A 14,792-nucleotide genomic window follows, 5' to 3' on the forward strand; every position below is an offset into this window, starting at 1 on the left:
ATCAGCGATTTGACGCATTGAATGTGCGTCGTAGGGAAGGTAAAGCAAGATGGTACAGGTGAGAGCGCACCAGCCGATCAACACCGACGGCAGTATCAATCTCGAGGCATGGCTCGATCATACGGTCAGCGTCGATATGGCATTGGACCGTGAGGCCCTGAAAGAAGCCTGCGAGTTCGCTCGCGAGGCAGAGTTAAAACACATTGCCGCCAAGGGCCTGAGCGCCGAGGACGTGTCGAGTTTCAGCACGGGCCTGGAGATTGCGGAGATCCTTGCCGACCTCAAGCTGGATCAGGATTCCCTGGTCGCCGCGGTGCTGTACCGCGGTGTCCGCGAGGGCCAGATCCAGTTGCCGGCGGTCAGCCAGCGCTTTGGTCCGGTGGTGGCCAAGCTGATCGACGGCGTACTGCGCATGGCCGCCATCACGGCCAGTCTCAGCCCTCGTCAATCCCTGGTGCTCGGCACTCAGGCCCAGGTGGAAAACCTGCGCAAGATGCTGGTGGCCATGGTCGATGACGTGCGCGTGGCACTGATCAAGCTGGCCGAGCGGACTTGCGCCATTCGGGCGGTGAAAGGCGCTGACGAAGAGAAGCGCAACCGGGTTGCCCGGGAAGTGTTCGATATCTACGCCCCCCTGGCTCACCGCCTGGGTATCGGCCATATCAAGTGGGAGCTGGAGGACCTGTCCTTCCGTTACCTGGAGCCTGAGCAATACAAGCAGATCGCCAAGCTCCTGCATGAGCGACGCCTGGATCGCGAGCGCTTCATCAGCGACGTGATGAACCAGCTGCAGAACGAACTGAAGGCCACCGGGGTCAACGCCGACATCAGTGGGCGGGCCAAGCACATCTATTCCATCTGGCGCAAAATGCAGCGCAAGGGCCTGGAGTTCAGCCAGATCTACGATGTGCGCGCCGTGCGGGTACTGGTGCCGGAAATGCGCGACTGCTACACCGCGCTGGGCATCGTGCACACCTTGTGGCGGCATATCCCCAAGGAGTTCGACGACTACATCGCCAACCCCAAGGAAAACGGCTACCGCTCGCTGCACACCGCGGTGATCGGTCCCGAGGGCAAGGTGCTGGAAGTGCAGATCCGCACCCATGCGATGCACGAGGAAGCGGAGCTGGGGGTTTGCGCCCACTGGAAATACAAGGGCACCGACGTCAAGTCCGGCTCCAACCATTACGAAGAAAAAATCTCCTGGCTGCGTCAGGTGCTGGAATGGCACGAGGAACTGGGTGACATCGGTGGCCTGGCCGAACAGTTGCGGGTGGATATCGAGCCGGACCGGGTGTACATCTTCACCCCGGACGGCCACGCCATCGACCTGCCCAAGGGGGCCACGCCGCTGGACTTCGCTTACCGGGTGCACACCGAGATCGGTCACAACTGCCGGGGCGCGAAGATCAACGGGCGCATCGTGCCGCTCAACTACAGCCTGCAGACCGGCGAACAGGTGGAGATCATCACCAGCAAGCACGGCACGCCGAGCCGCGACTGGCTGAACCCGAACCTGGGCTACGTCACCACGTCCCGGGCGCGGGCGAAGATCGTCCACTGGTTCAAGCTGCAGGCTCGCGATCAGAACGTCGCCGCCGGCAAGACCCTGCTGGAACGCGAACTGAACCGTCTCGACCTGCCCCAGGTGGACTTCGACAAGCTGGCCGACAAGGCCAACATGAAGACCGCCGAGGACATGTTTGCCGCCCTGGGCGCGGGCGACCTGCGCCTGGCGCAACTGGTCAACCTGGCCCAGCAACTGGTGGAGCCGGAGCGCGGCAACGAGCAACTGGAGCTGATCCCGCGCAAGGCCGCCGGCTACAAGCCGGGCAAGCGCGGCGATATCCAGATCCAGGGCGTGGGCAACCTGATGACCCAGATGGCCGGCTGCTGCCAGCCGCTGCCGGGGGATGCGATCGTCGGTTACATCACCCAGGGCCGCGGGGTGAGCATTCACCGCCAGGACTGTGCCTCGGTGCTGCAACTGGCCGGACGCGAGCCGGAGCGGATCATTCAGGTCAGCTGGGGGCCGGTGCCGGTGCTCACCTATCCGGTGGACATCATCATCCGCGCCTACGACCGTTCCGGTCTGCTGCGTGACGTGTCCCAGGTACTGCTCAACGAGCGGATCAACGTACTGGCGGTCAATACCCGCTCGAACAAGGAGGACAACACCGCGTTGATGTCCCTGACCATCGAGATTCCGGGCCTGGACGCATTGGGACGTTTGCTGGGGCGCATATCCCAGCTGCCGAACATCATCGAGACCCGGCGCAATCGAACCCCGTGATGCCCGCATGAAATGGATGAACTGATGTACAGCCTTGAAGACCTTTTGCACCTGATGGCGCGCCTGCGGGACCCGCAATACGGTTGCCCGTGGGACATCAAGCAGACCTACGCCAGCATCGTCCCCCATACCCTTGAGGAGGCCTACGAGGTCGCCGACGCCATCGAGCGCGGCGACTTCGACCACTTGCAGGGTGAGCTGGGCGACCTGCTGTTCCAGGTGGTGTATTACAGCCAGCTGGCCCGGGAGGAGGGGCGGTTCGAATTCGACGGTGTGGTGGACAGCATCACCCGCAAGCTGATCCGTCGGCATCCCCATGTGTTCCCTACTGGTGATCTGTACGCGCCGCTGGATATCCCGCGGCTCGATGAGGAGCAGGTCAAGGAGCGCTGGGAGCAGATCAAGGCCGAGGAGCGCGCAGAGAAGTCCGACGCTCCGCAGCAGTTGTCCCTGCTCGATGATGTGCCGGTGGCCCTGCCGGCCCTGTCCCGCGCGGCCAAGTTGCAAAAGCGCGCGGCGCAGGTCGGCTTCGACTGGCCGGATGCCCTGCCGGTGGTGGACAAGGTGCGTGAAGAACTGGACGAGGTGCTGGAGGCCATGGCCGACAACGACCCGGCGGCCATCACCGATGAAATCGGTGACTTGCTGTTTGTCGTGGTCAACCTGGCCAAGCATCTCAAGGTCGACCCGGAAACCGCCCTGCGTAGCGCCAATGCCAAGTTCGATCGGCGCTTCCGATTTATCGAGCAGGCATTGCGCGACACCGGTCGTCCCGTGGAAGATTGCACCCTCGAAGACTTGGATGCCCTGTGGGGTGAAGCCAAACGTCAGGAAAAGAATTTGCCCAGCTGCGGCTGAGGCCGTTGCCTAAGTGAGTAAGCACCATGAGCCTTTCCCTTCGCGACCAGTTGCTCAAAGCAGGGCTGGTCAACCAAAAGCAGGCCAAGCAGGTCAGCAAAGACAAGCAGAAGCAGCAGCGACTGGCCCATAAAGGCCAGATCGAACTTGATGATTCCCAGCAGCGCGCAGCCCAGGAAGCCATGGCCGAGAAGGTCAAGCGTGACCAGGAGCTCAACCGTCAGCAGCAGGAGAAGGCCGAGCAGAAGGCCCGTGCAGCGCAGATCAAGCAACTGATCGAAGTCTCGCGTCTGCCCAAGCTGAACACCGAGGACTACTACAACTTCGTTGACGACAAGAAGGTCAAGCGCCTGTCGGTGAACACCCTGATGCGCAACAAGCTGAGCAGCGGTTCCCTGGCCATCGTCCACCACGGTGGTGGCTATGAGGTGATTCCGCGGGAGGCGGCGCTGAAGATCCAGGAGCGCGACCCGCGACGTATCGTGCAACTGAACACGCCAACCGAGGCGCCGGACGAGGACGATCCGTACGCGGCCTATCAGATCCCCGATGATCTGATGTGGTAAGCATCCTGTAACGACCAACCCCGCTCATGGCGGGGTTGGTGGTTTTTGCGCGGGGGATTTGCGTGGAATCCCGGCGCCTCTGTGTCGAGGTTGAATCAGGAGCTCTGGGACGCTCGGTTCTGCTCGAGTTTTTCCAGTTCGGCCTTGTAACTGTGGGCATCGCTCTCGGAGTGGAACATGCCCACCAGTAGGTCTTGTTGATGCACATCCCAGATTCGGACACCCGCGGCTACGCCTTCATGGGACATATGTGAATCGTCGCGTTCAGTTACTTTTACAGTCATCTGCTGGCTCCAATTTCGGTTGATCTGCAGCAAGGCGTGTGCAGGCCTCTGTTATATGTTTTGTTAGCTTGCTAAGTAAATTGCCTGAATCTGCAACAGACCTTTGCAGGATTGGCGACAATCCTGCAGCCCGCGAAAACCGTGACATTTCGCCGCAGCGGCCGATCTTTCATGACAAAAGTTTCATCTTTGCCCCGTTGCGCCAGGGCCTCTGGGCGGGCTTGGCGAGTCGATTCCGGGCAAAAAAAAGCCCCGCTTTCGCGAGGCTTCCAGGGTGCTGCGGTTTAACTGCCTTTGACTGTCTTGCCGTTGACGGTGCCGTTGAGGAGCATGATGTTGTACTCCTTGCCGTCGGTTTCCACCTGTTGCAGGCGTACCAGCAGGTAATCCCAGTCCTTGGCGAACCACATGACGGTGATGCGTTTGCTTTGTGTCGGATCGCGGACGCGCTCGACCTTGATGGCATCGATCTGGCCGGCCTTGGTATCGACTTTTTCCGAACCCAGGACGCGGAAGTCGTAGGTGTCGACTTCACCGCCGTCGACCACTTGATAGCTCATGGTCTTCTTGCCGGCGGCCACATCGTGCTGCAGGGCCAACTGGTAGGTGGATTTGTCCACCATGCCGGTGTTCAGCGGCAGCTTGACCGCATCCCCGCGGTCGGTGCCGGTGACCATCTTGGCGTTCCAGTCGAAATCCAGGTCGGCTTTCTTGGCCTTGCCCAGACCGCCACGCTCGAAGTGATAGGACTGGGGCACCAGGGTGTCCTTGTCCAGGGTCAGGGTGCTTTCCTCGCTCAGGCTGGCGATCATCATCGACGCCTTGAAGCTGAGTTTCCAGGCACCATTGGCGGTTTTTTCCAGGCTGCGTTCAGCCGTGCCGCTCATGGGCAGTTGCTTCCAGTCGGCGGTGTAGCTGGCGGAGAACGGGTGAAGGTCTGCCGCCTGCACAACCGGCAGGGCGAACAGAGCGCAAGCGAAGAGCAGGGCGCGACGCATAAAATCTCCTAGGTTCGAATCAAATAGCCGCTGGCGGCCAGTAATTGACCATCCAGTAAAGCACCCTGATCGCCGAGCATCAGTCGACCTTCGGCAAACCAGCGTACGGCCATGGGGTAAATCCGGTGTTCCTGGATGTGCACTCGCTGCGCCAGGCTTTGCGGCGAGTCGTGCAACTCTACCGGGATCACAGCCTGTACGACCAGTGGCCCGCCATCGAGTTCCTCGGTCACGAAGTGCACACTGCAGCCGTGTTCAGTATCCCCGGCCTCCAGCGCCCGCTGGTGAGTGTGTAACCCTTTGTATTTGGGCAGCAGCGAGGGGTGGATATTCAGCAGCCGGCCCTGGTAGTGACGAACGAATCCGGCGCTGAGGATGCGCATGAATCCGGCCAAGACCACCAGTTTCGGTTGGAAGGTGTCAATCAGCTCGATCAGCCCCTGATCGAAGGCCTCGCGGCCTTCGAAGGTGGTGTGATCGAGGAAGCGGGTCGGGATCCCCGCTTCCTGGGCGCGCTGCAGCCCATAGGCGTCGGCGCGGTTGGAGATCACGGCAGCGATGCGGAACGGACTGTCGTCGCTCCGCGCGTTGTCGATCAGGGCTTGCAAGTTACTGCCGGTGCCGGACAGCAGCACCACAACATCACAGGTCGGCGACATCCGCTCTTGCATCAGTGAGCCTTGAGGTTCTTCAGCTCGACCTGGGCCGCGCCTTCGGCTGCGGTGGCGATCTGGCCGATGACCCAAGGTTGCTCGCCTGCTTCGCGCAGGACGTTCAGGGCATTTTCAACCTGGTCCTGAGCCACGCAGATGACCATGCCCACGCCGCAGTTCAGAACGCGGTGCATTTCGTGCTCGTCGACGTTGCCTTGTTCTTGCAGCCAGTCGAAGACCGCCGGGCGTTTCCAGCTCGCCACGTCGACCACCGCCTGGGCGCCTTTTGGCAGTACGCGAGGAATATTGTCCAGCAGGCCGCCGCCGGTGATGTGAGCCATGGCCTTGACCGCGCCGGTGTCCTTGATCAGCTTCAGCAGCGGCTTGACGTAGATGCGGGTCGGGGCCATCAGCAGGTCGGTCAGTGGCTTGCCGTCCAGCTGGATGCTTTCGATGTCGGCGCCGGAGACTTCGATGATCTTGCGGATCAGCGAGTAGCCGTTGGAGTGCGGACCGGAGGATGGCAGGGCCAGCAGGGCGTCACCGGTGGCCACTTTCGAGCCGTCGATGATCTCGGCCTTTTCCACCACGCCGACGCAGAAACCGGCCAGGTCGTAGTCTTCGCCTTCGTACATGCCGGGCATTTCAGCGGTTTCGCCGCCAACCAGGGAGCAACCGGACAGCTCGCAGCCGGCACCGATACCGGTGACCACCTGGGCGGCGGTATCCACGTTGAGCTTGCCGGTGGCGTAGTAGTCGAGGAAGAACAGCGGCTCGGCGCCGCAGACCACCAGGTCGTTGACGCACATGGCAACCAGGTCGATGCCGATGCTGTCGTGCTTGTTCAGGTTCAGGGCCAGGCGCAGCTTGGTGCCGACGCCGTCGGTGCCGGAAACCAGTACGGGCTGCTTGTAGCCGGCCGGGATTTCGCAGAGGGCGCCGAAACCGCCCAGGCCGCCCATGACTTCCGGGCGCGCAGTGCGCTTGGCGACGCTCTTGATGCGTTCGACCAATGCTTCACCGGCGTCGATGTCTACACCGGCGTCTTTGTAGCTCAGGGAGGGTTGCTTGCTCATGATCCAGGCCTTTAGGGGGGATTCAGGGGTATCGACCGAACCAGAGAGCCTGCCCGAGCACTGGGAAAGTGATTCAGGGTGCCCGGCTGGTGCCGGTCTGCGAAGGCGCGCGATTTTATCAGGCTTGTGGGGCAGCGGCCATCCTCGGGCCGACGGGTAGAGGCATATCCGCCTAAAAAAACCGCGATTGGCCGTGTTGGTGGTCCTGCCCATGCCTGTATAAGGTATAGCGCTCAAGTGGCTATCGTTATGACAGCGTGAAAACAGTCGGGCGACGGGTGAATGTTTTACCGGGGCTTGTGGTCACAGCCTTGCTCGCAGTGGTTCTTGCGCGCTGTTTCAATCGTTTTTTTGTCGTCGGGAATCTTCCATGCGTCTGGGTCAATTTCTGTTTGTGGGCTGTTTGTCATTGGTCAGCCTGGCGAGTCATGCCGAAACCCTCAATGGCCTGTATCAGGTGCGCGAGCCGGTGAGCAGTCAGTCGCCCGAGGAGCGCGACCAGGCCACGCAGCGTGCCCTGGAGACCCTGGTGCTGCGCCTGACCGGCGATGCCAAGGCGGCTCAGGGCGCGGGGCTGGCGGCAATTCGCAAGGATCCGCAGCAGATCATCAGCCAATACGGCTACGACGCCGGTCCGCCGGAAAGCCTGCAAGTGGACTTTGATCCGGTCAGCACCGATCGCGCGCTGCGCCAGGCGGGCCTGCCGTTGTGGGGCAGCAACCGGCCATCGATCCTGGGCTGGTGGTTGAGCGACTCCACTGAGGGCTCGAGCCTGGTCGGTGACGGTCAGGCCAGTGCCGCGCCTCTGCGGCGTGCGGCGCAGCATCGTGGTCTGCCGCTGCGCCTGCCACTGGGCGATCTGGATGAGCAGATCGTTGCCACGGCGCCCAATCTTGAAGGCGCCGACCCGGCTCCTCTGCGCCAGGCTTCGGAGCGTTACGGCGCCGATGCACTGTTGGCGGTGCATGCCCGTGAAGAGGGCGGGCAATGGCAGGCCAAGTGGCGTTTGTGGCTCGGCGATCAGAAAGAGCAGGGCACTGTTCAGGGCGCGGATACGGCGGCGCTGGCCGATGGCGTGCTGCTGGCGGGGGGTCAGCGCCTGGCGCCGAGTTTCGTCACGCGTCCGGGAGCCTCCAGCGAACAATTGCTGGAAGTGCAGGGCATGACTCTGGAGCACTACGCGGCGCTGGGGCATCTGTTGGAGCCTTTTGGTGCGCAGATTCAGAGCATCGATGGTGATCGCGTGATCTATCGGGTCAATGGCAGTGCAGAGCAACTGCGGGCGCAGTTGTCCCTGGCCAGGTTGCAGGAAATTCCTGCCGGCGAGGCACAGGCCCCTGTGCAGGGGGCTGAAGGGACGGCGCCGGCGGTTGCTGCGCCGCAGGCCGCACAATTGCGTTTTCGCTGGTAGCAGATTGGTTTCCTTCTATATAGAAGCAGGAGTGGTTTATGGCTGATACGCGGCGTTGGGTCTGGTTGGGGGGCGTGCTCCTGGCCTGTGGGTTCGTCTATTTGTTGCATCCAATCCTCAGTCCGTTCCTGGTGGCGCTATTGCTGGCCTATCTGTTCGACCCGCTGGTGGATCGGCTGGAAGCGTGGGGGCTGTCGCGTACCTGGGGCGTGGTGGCGGTGTTTGCCTTGTTCACGCTGATCATCATGGCGCTGTTGCTGGTGCTGGTGCCGATGTTGGCCAAGCAGTTGCTGCGCCTCTACGAGCTGGCGCCGCAGATGCTCGATTGGGTGCAGCACACCGCCATGCCTTGGGTGCAGGCCCGATTGGGCCTGGCGGATGGCTTCTGGAAGTTCGACAAGGTCAAGGCTGCGATCAGCGAGCACATGGGCCAGACCACCGACATTGTTGGCGTGGTGCTGAGCCAGGCCACGGCGTCGGGGTTGGCGCTGATCGGTTGGCTGGCCAACCTGGTGCTGATTCCGGTGGTCAGCTTCTATCTGTTGCGGGACTGGGACCTGATGATGGCCAAGATCCGCAGTCTGCTGCCGCGCAATCGCGAAGAGCAGGTGGTGTCTCTGGCGGGAGAGTGCCATGAGGTGCTAGGGGCGTTTGTCCGTGGGCAATTGCTGGTGATGCTGGCCCTGGGGATGATCTACGCGGCAGGACTGATGCTGGTGGGGCTCGAGCTGGGGCTGTTGATCGGCCTGATTGCCGGCTTGGCGGCGATCGTGCCGTACATGGGCTTTGTCATCGGTATTGGTGCGGCGCTGACTGCCGGCCTGTTCCAGTTCGGTGGTGAACTGTATCCCATGATCGGCATCGTTGCGGTGTTCATGGTGGGGCAGGCGCTGGAGGGGATGGTGCTGACGCCGTTGTTGGTGGGCGATCGTATCGGCCTGCATCCGGTGGCGGTGATTTTCGCCATTCTCGCTGGCGGTGAGCTGTTCGGTTTTACCGGGGTACTGCTGGCCTTGCCAGTGGCAGCAGTGATCATGGTGCTGGTGCGGCACATGCACGATCTGTACAAGGATTCAGGCCTCTACAGCGGTGCCGAGGATCCTGATCTGTAGGCCAGTGCGCAGCGAGTGACGGCAATGAGCGCCTTGCGGGCCTGCGCTGGCTAGCGCTCATTGGCTGTTGCCCGGGCTGTCAAAGTTCGTCCTTGAGTGCTGTTTTGCTGACGCAAACCTTTGATTTTGCTTGTGGTCTGCTGCATTGTGCGCTCGGCGTCACGGGTATAAACTTTGCAAACTTTACACAGAGGCCACTAACGGTTCCTTTGGAACTGTTCAGTCAGCATGAAACCGATTCAGCTGCCCCTAGGTGTGCGTCTGCGTGACGACGCCACCTTCATCAACTACTACCCAGGCGCCAATGCCGCAGCACTCGGCTACGTCGAGCGCCTTTGCGAAGCCGACGCCGGCTGGACCGAAAGCCTGATCTATCTCTGGGGCAAGGACGGCGTGGGCCGTACGCACTTGCTGCAGGCGGCTTGTCTGCGTTTTGAGCAGTTGGGGGAGCCTGCGGTTTATCTGCCGCTGGCGGAGCTGCTGGATCGCGGTATCGAGATTCTCGACAACCTGGAGCAGTACGAGCTGGTGTGTCTGGATGACCTGCAGGCGGTAGCGGGCAAGGCTGATTGGGAGGAGGCGCTGTTCCATCTGTTCAATCGCTTGCGTGACAGTGGCCGGCGTTTGCTGATTGCCGCTTCGACCTCGCCTCGTGAGTTGCCGGTGAAGCTGGCGGATTTGAAGTCTCGACTGACCCTGGCGCTGATTTTTCAGATGCGCCCGCTCTCCGATGAAGACAAATTGCGTGCCTTGCAGCTACGAGCGTCTCGTCGTGGACTGCATCTGACCGACGAAGTCGGGCATTTTATCCTGACCCGTGGGACCCGCAGCATGAGTGCTCTGTTCGAGCTGCTTGAGCGTCTTGATCAGGCCTCGTTGCAGGCTCAGCGCAAGCTGACCATTCCCTTCCTGAAAGAAACCCTGGGCTGGTAAAACCAAGGCTTGCAGCCGTTTTCTTGCAGGTCTTCGGCATATTTCAGGCGTCAGAAAACGCGCCTTTGGAAGGGTTTCCAAAGACGGGCGGACTTGAAGTGGGCTTAAAGCCTTAGATGTACGGAAGAAACTCATAAGTCACATTCTGATCGATTGAATTTGCAAATGAGGGCGATAGAAGGCATAGTCGCGTCTTCATTTATTTCAAGCCACGGTCGTGCCCATGCTAAATCGCTTCGCACCCCTCGTGCCTCTCGCACTCGTTACCCTGTTGTTTGGTTGCGCTTCCCACACTCCGGTGTCTCAGCAGCAAGCTGGCCAACAGGCTCAAGTCTCCGTCAAAAATCAGTCTTCCGCTGTTTACCAGGACGAGCTGGCAACTGAAAAGGAACTGGCAGAGTTCTCTGACAGCAAGCCTTACCAGTTGCCAGTTCTGGCTGACAGCATCCTCGAGCGCGGCATGTCCCTGATCGGTACCCGCTACCGTTTCGGTGGTACCTCGGAAGCCGGCTTCGATTGCAGCGGTTTCATCGGTTATCTGTTTCGCGAAGAGGCGGGCATGAATCTGCCGCGCTCCACTCGTGAAATGATCAACGTCAAGGCTCCTCTGGTGGCGCGCAACAACCTCAAGCCGGGTGATTTGCTGTTCTTCAGCACCAACGGTCGCGGGCGCGTCAGCCATGCCGGTATCTACCTGGGCGATGATCAGTTCATCCACTCCAGCAGCCGCCGCAGCGGTGGTGTGCGGGTCGATAGCCTGGGTGACAGCTACTGGAGCAAGACCTTCATTGAAGCCAAGCGCGCACTCGCCATGGCGCCAACCGTGGTCACTGCACGCAAATAAGCGGATAGTTTGTAGGGCGAAGTTAAAGTCTTACTTGAAGTTTGGCGCGTAGACGCTAGAATCCTGATCTATTGTTGAAACTAACCGCGTAAGCCCTGCTTACGCGGTTTTGTTTTCAGTACCACGGCAGAGAAAGCCGCATCCCGATCAGGATTGTTCAGCTTATGTCGACCTCGGCCCGATTTGCCCTTATTGCCCTCGCCGCGCTGCTCAGCGCCTGCGCCAGCCGTACCCCGCCACCTGCGCCTGTGGTACGTGCACCGGTTTTCAACTCCTCCCAGGCCTTTTCTCCCGTCGCTGAAGATGTGCTGTTCCGCGCCTTGGGGCTGGTCGGCACGCCTTATCGTTGGGGCGGCAATACTCCAGACTCCGGGTTCGATTGCAGCGGCCTGATCGGCTACGTCTACCGTGATGCCGCGGGTATCTCCCTGCCACGGTCGACCCGGGAAATGATCGGCATGCAGGCGCCGGACGTGGGCAAGAACGCCCTGCAAACCGGTGACCTGATCTTCTTCGCCACCAATGGCGGCTCCCAGGTCAGTCATGCCGGGATCTATGTCGGCGAGGGGCGTTTTGTCCATGCCCCGGCCACCGGTGGTACGGTGAAGCTCGACAGCCTGTCCAAGGCCTACTGGCAGAAAGCCTACCTGAGCGCCAAGCGCGTGCTGCAGCCGGAACATCTGGCGCACAATCCATAATTCCGCTCTGGTCGAGGTGTTTGTGACTGCGCGTACGCTCAACCTCGACGATGCCCTGTATCAATACCTGTTGGATGTGTCCCTGCGCGAAACGCCGCTGCTGCGACGTCTGCGGGATGAAACCCAGGCCCTGCCCAATGCCCGTTGGCAGGTGGCGCCGGAGCAGGGGCAGTTTCTTGCGCTGCTGATCAAGCTGACCGCTGCTCGCCAGGTGCTGGAAGTGGGAACCTTTACCGGCTACAGCGCCTTGTGTATGGCTCAGGCCCTTCCCTCTGACGGCTCGTTGATCTGTTGCGACCTGCCCGGTGACTACAACGCCACGGCCCGCCGTTACTGGCAGGAGGCGGGCCTTGAGCAACGCATCGAGCTGCGCCTGGCTCCGGCGCTGGAAGCCCTGGTCGGCCTGGAGTTGGCCGGCCGGCATGAGTCTTTCGACTTGATCTTCATCGATGCCGATAAAGCCAATTACCCGGCCTATCTGGAGTCCGCCTTGCGTCTGTTGCGAGTCGGTGGCCTGGCGGTATTCGACAACACCTTGTGGAGCGGGCGTGTGCTGGAGGTGGCGCCCGCCAGCGAAGATACCCGAGCCATCCAGGCGCTCAATCGGGCCTTGAAGGATGACTCGCGCATCGACTTGTCTCTGCTGCCCCTGGGGGACGGCTTGACCCTGTGCCGCAAGCGCTGAGTCAGGGGGCTTTGGCAGCCGATACCCGCCAGATCGTGTTGCCGACGTCATCGGCCACCAGCAAGTCGCCTTGCCGATCGATCACTACCCCAACCGGGCGTCCATAGGCTTTTTCATCGGCGCTGAGAAAGCCGCTGAGCACGTCCACGGGTGGTCCCTGGGGCTTGCCGGCGCTGAAGGGGACGAAGATGACTTTGTAGCCACTGTGGGGCTTGCGGTTCCATGAGCCATGCTGACCGATGAACGCGCCTTCGGTGAACGGGGCGGGGAGCTTGCTGCCTTGGGCGAAGGTCAGCCCCAGAGAGGCGGTGTGCGGGCCAACGGCGTAGTCCGGGGTAATGGCCTTGCTCACCAGGTCGAGGTTCTGCGGTTTGACCCGGGCATCCACATGCTGCCCGTAGTAGCTGAAGGGCCAGCCGTAGAAGGCGCCGTCCTTGACCGAGGTGATGTAGTCCGGCACCAGGTCGCTGCCGATCTCGTCGCGCTCGTTCACCGCGGTCCACAGCGCCCCGCTGACCGGCTCCCAGGCCAGACCGTTGGGATTGCGCAAGCCGGTGGCGAACAGGCGATGCTGGCCGCTGGTCCGGTCCACCTCCCAGATCGCCGCGCGGCCCTGTTCCTGGTCCAGGCCATTTTCCCCGACGTTGCTGTTGGAGCCCACGGTGACGTAGAGCTTGCTCCCGTCCGGGCTGGCGATGACGTTCTTGGTCCAATGGTGATTGAGTGTGCCACCGGGCAGGTCGACGACCTTGGTGCCGGCCGCAGTGATCCGGGTGTCGCCGTTCTGGTAAGGAAAGCGCAGCAGCTTGTCGGTGTCCGCCACATACAGGTCATTGCCGACCAGGGTCATGCCGAACGGCGAATTCAGGTGGTCCAGGAACACGCTGCGGGTTTCGGCCACGCCATCGTGATCCTGGTCCCTCAGCAGGGTAATGCGGTTGGCGCTGGGCACCGCAGCGCCGGCGCGGCCCATGATTTTCCCGGCGATCCAGCCGCGAATGCCCTGGCTGTCATCGGGTTTGGGCGGTGCGTTGGTTTCCGCCACCAACACGTCGCCGTTGGGCAGGACATAGAGCCAGCGCGGATGATCGAGGTCTTCGGCGAAGGCATTGACCTGGGTGCCGGCTGCCGCCAATGGCTGGGTACCCTTGGGCCAGCCAATCGCCGGGGCGATGTTCACCGTGGGGATCAGCGTCGGATTGGGCTCCGGCAGCTTGGGGCTGGGGCCGGTGCCGTCGGAAACTTGCAGGCTGGAGGTTTCGCCGCAGGCCGTAAGGCTGGCGGCGATCGCGATAAGCAAAGCGTGTCGAGACTTGAGCATGCTGATTTCCCTATGAGTGCACGGACGTCCTTGTCATAGAGGAGCATAGCCGGCGTATGGTTCCGCCTGATCAGCGGGCCTCCTTGAACAGTACGGCAACCCCGGGATGGTACTGGCCGGCCTCGTTGCGCAACTTGCGATAGGCGTACGGAAAGTACCAGGCCACCGCGCAGCAGTGTTCCTTTTGTAGTTCGTCGAGCATGTCCTGAAGTTCTTCCGGGGTGGCGCTGTGCTGAGCCTTTTGCGGGCTGACAAACAGGCAGCCGAGCCGCAGGTCGCTGGGGTAGCTGATTTTTCTCGCGTCACCGGCAACGTCGAGCAAGGCCTGGGTCAGGTGCAAGCCATTGACCTGGGGCCAGCGCTGGGTGGCCTGAATGTAGGCGCGCTCTTCCCGGGTGGCCAGGTACAGATCGGTGCGTGCGTTGCGGGCGCCTTCCTCCTGCTGTTTTTTGCTGGGGCTGTGTTCGAGGCTGACCATCTCCGCCATCCAGGCGGCGGTGGAAAGCAATCCCAGGTTGGCCTGCTCGTCGAACCAGTAAGGGGTTTCGCTATCGCCGCGAACGGCGTTGTAGCGGTCAATGCAATCAAACCAGCGTTCCAGCATCGGGCGCAGGAATTCCAGCTTTGGATTGCTGATGATCATGCCTTGCATCGGGGTCCGTCCTTGTTATTGTCTGGCGGTTGGGGTGAGTTATGGCTATTTGATATCAATGTGCTGAGTGTGGCACAAGATTGGCGCCAGTTTGTTGATGCGGTGCAGTTTTGTGTGTTGTGCGACGGCTGGCTTTAATTGACGCTCCACCCCCAACCCTCTAACCTTCGCGACTTGTTTCAGGTGCTCTGTGGCCGCTGGTCGACAGAGTGAAACAGGGAAGCCGGTCAGGGCCTGTTCCAGCGATGGACATGGCGACGATTCCGGCGCTGCCCCCGCAACGGTAGATGAGTCAAGGCTGCGCCAGATGCCACTGTGTCCACGACATGGGAAGGCGCGCAGTCAGGCAGCAATGCCCCTCATGAGCCCGGAGACCGGCCTGATCCATCCAACGGCATCACGGTGGGC

The 14,792-nt window shown here is 61.4% G+C and carries 15 protein-coding genes and 1 riboswitch; of the genes, 9 read left to right on the plus strand and 6 right to left on the minus strand.

Features of this window, described 5'->3' with window-relative positions; all coding sequences use genetic code 11:
• Positions 1–49: 49 nt before the first annotated feature.
• The 3 genes from relA to DNK59_RS25955 are packed head-to-tail and all read left to right on the plus strand — an operon-like array spanning position 50 to position 3,717.
• Positions 50–2,293 carry a GTP diphosphokinase gene (gene relA / locus DNK59_RS25945; RefSeq protein ID WP_092311743.1) on the plus strand — a complete coding sequence of 748 codons (2,244 nt, stop codon included), beginning with the start codon at positions 50–52 and terminating at the stop codon, positions 2,291–2,293.
• Positions 2,294–2,317: 24 nt separating this feature from the next.
• Positions 2,318–3,151 (plus strand): nucleoside triphosphate pyrophosphohydrolase, encoded by an 834-nt coding sequence (gene mazG / locus DNK59_RS25950; RefSeq protein WP_110725180.1) that lies wholly within the window; start codon positions 2,318–2,320, stop codon positions 3,149–3,151.
• Between the two features lie 26 nt (positions 3,152–3,177).
• Positions 3,178–3,717 carry a DUF2058 domain-containing protein gene (locus DNK59_RS25955; protein WP_060840548.1) on the plus strand — a complete coding sequence of 180 codons (540 nt, stop codon included), beginning with the start codon at positions 3,178–3,180 and terminating at the stop codon, positions 3,715–3,717.
• 95 nt (positions 3,718–3,812) lie between these two features.
• Here the strand turns inward: DNK59_RS25955 and DNK59_RS25960 are convergent, their stop codons facing one another.
• From DNK59_RS25960 to purM, 4 genes are all read right to left on the minus strand, one after another.
• Complete coding sequence (locus DNK59_RS25960) at positions 3,813–4,001, minus strand: hypothetical protein (RefSeq protein ID WP_092311746.1); 189 nt, start codon at positions 3,999–4,001, stop codon at positions 3,813–3,815.
• A gap of 284 nt (positions 4,002–4,285) precedes the next feature.
• Positions 4,286–4,999 (minus strand): DUF3108 domain-containing protein, encoded by a 714-nt coding sequence (locus DNK59_RS25965; RefSeq protein ID WP_047305628.1) that lies wholly within the window; start codon positions 4,997–4,999, stop codon positions 4,286–4,288.
• Between the two features lie 8 nt (positions 5,000–5,007).
• Positions 5,008–5,658, minus strand: coding sequence for a phosphoribosylglycinamide formyltransferase (gene purN / locus DNK59_RS25970; RefSeq protein ID WP_110725181.1), 651 nt, complete (start codon positions 5,656–5,658; stop codon positions 5,008–5,010).
• An 11-nt stretch (positions 5,659–5,669) separates the two neighbouring features.
• On the minus strand, positions 5,670–6,728 hold the full coding sequence (purM, locus tag DNK59_RS25975; RefSeq protein ID WP_110725088.1) for a phosphoribosylformylglycinamidine cyclo-ligase: 1,059 nt from the start codon (positions 6,726–6,728) through the stop codon (positions 5,670–5,672).
• 370 nt (positions 6,729–7,098) lie between these two features.
• Between purM and DNK59_RS25980 the strand changes: the two genes are divergently transcribed.
• The 6 genes from DNK59_RS25980 (at position 7,099) to DNK59_RS26005 (ending at position 12,411) form a co-directional block, all read left to right on the plus strand.
• Positions 7,099–8,139, plus strand: coding sequence for a DUF2066 domain-containing protein (locus tag DNK59_RS25980; RefSeq protein ID WP_110725089.1), 1,041 nt, complete (start codon positions 7,099–7,101; stop codon positions 8,137–8,139).
• Between the two features lie 38 nt (positions 8,140–8,177).
• Positions 8,178–9,251, plus strand: coding sequence for an AI-2E family transporter (locus tag DNK59_RS25985; RefSeq protein ID WP_110725090.1), 1,074 nt, complete (start codon positions 8,178–8,180; stop codon positions 9,249–9,251).
• A gap of 228 nt (positions 9,252–9,479) precedes the next feature.
• Positions 9,480–10,184: a DnaA regulatory inactivator Hda gene (hda, locus tag DNK59_RS25990; protein ID WP_007898944.1), complete on the plus strand. Its 705-nt coding sequence runs from the start codon at positions 9,480–9,482 to the stop codon at positions 10,182–10,184.
• A gap of 223 nt (positions 10,185–10,407) precedes the next feature.
• A complete protein-coding gene (locus DNK59_RS25995) occupies positions 10,408–11,028 on the plus strand; it encodes a C40 family peptidase (RefSeq protein ID WP_110725091.1) in 621 nt (206 codons plus the stop codon).
• A 164-nt stretch (positions 11,029–11,192) separates the two neighbouring features.
• Positions 11,193–11,726 carry a C40 family peptidase gene (locus DNK59_RS26000; protein WP_092311761.1) on the plus strand — a complete coding sequence of 178 codons (534 nt, stop codon included), beginning with the start codon at positions 11,193–11,195 and terminating at the stop codon, positions 11,724–11,726.
• A 22-nt stretch (positions 11,727–11,748) separates the two neighbouring features.
• Complete coding sequence (locus DNK59_RS26005) at positions 11,749–12,411, plus strand: class I SAM-dependent methyltransferase (protein WP_110725182.1); 663 nt, start codon at positions 11,749–11,751, stop codon at positions 12,409–12,411.
• 1 nt (position 12,412) lies between these two features.
• Here the strand turns inward: DNK59_RS26005 and DNK59_RS26010 are convergent, their stop codons facing one another.
• The gene (locus DNK59_RS26010; RefSeq protein WP_110725092.1) at positions 12,413–13,732 is read right to left on the minus strand and encodes a sorbosone dehydrogenase family protein; all 1,320 of its coding nucleotides are present in this window, start codon (positions 13,730–13,732) and stop codon (positions 12,413–12,415) included.
• 70 nt (positions 13,733–13,802) lie between these two features.
• Positions 13,803–14,384 (minus strand): hypothetical protein, encoded by a 582-nt coding sequence (locus tag DNK59_RS26015; protein ID WP_110725093.1) that lies wholly within the window; start codon positions 14,382–14,384, stop codon positions 13,803–13,805.
• Between the two features lie 164 nt (positions 14,385–14,548).
• A riboswitch (cobalamin riboswitch) is annotated at positions 14,549–14,782 on the plus strand.
• Positions 14,783–14,792 lie beyond the last annotated feature (10 nt).

The sequence above is a fragment of the Pseudomonas sp. TKO26 genome, from assembly GCF_003225665.1.
Classification (GTDB): domain Bacteria; phylum Pseudomonadota; class Gammaproteobacteria; order Pseudomonadales; family Pseudomonadaceae; genus Aquipseudomonas; species Aquipseudomonas saponiphila.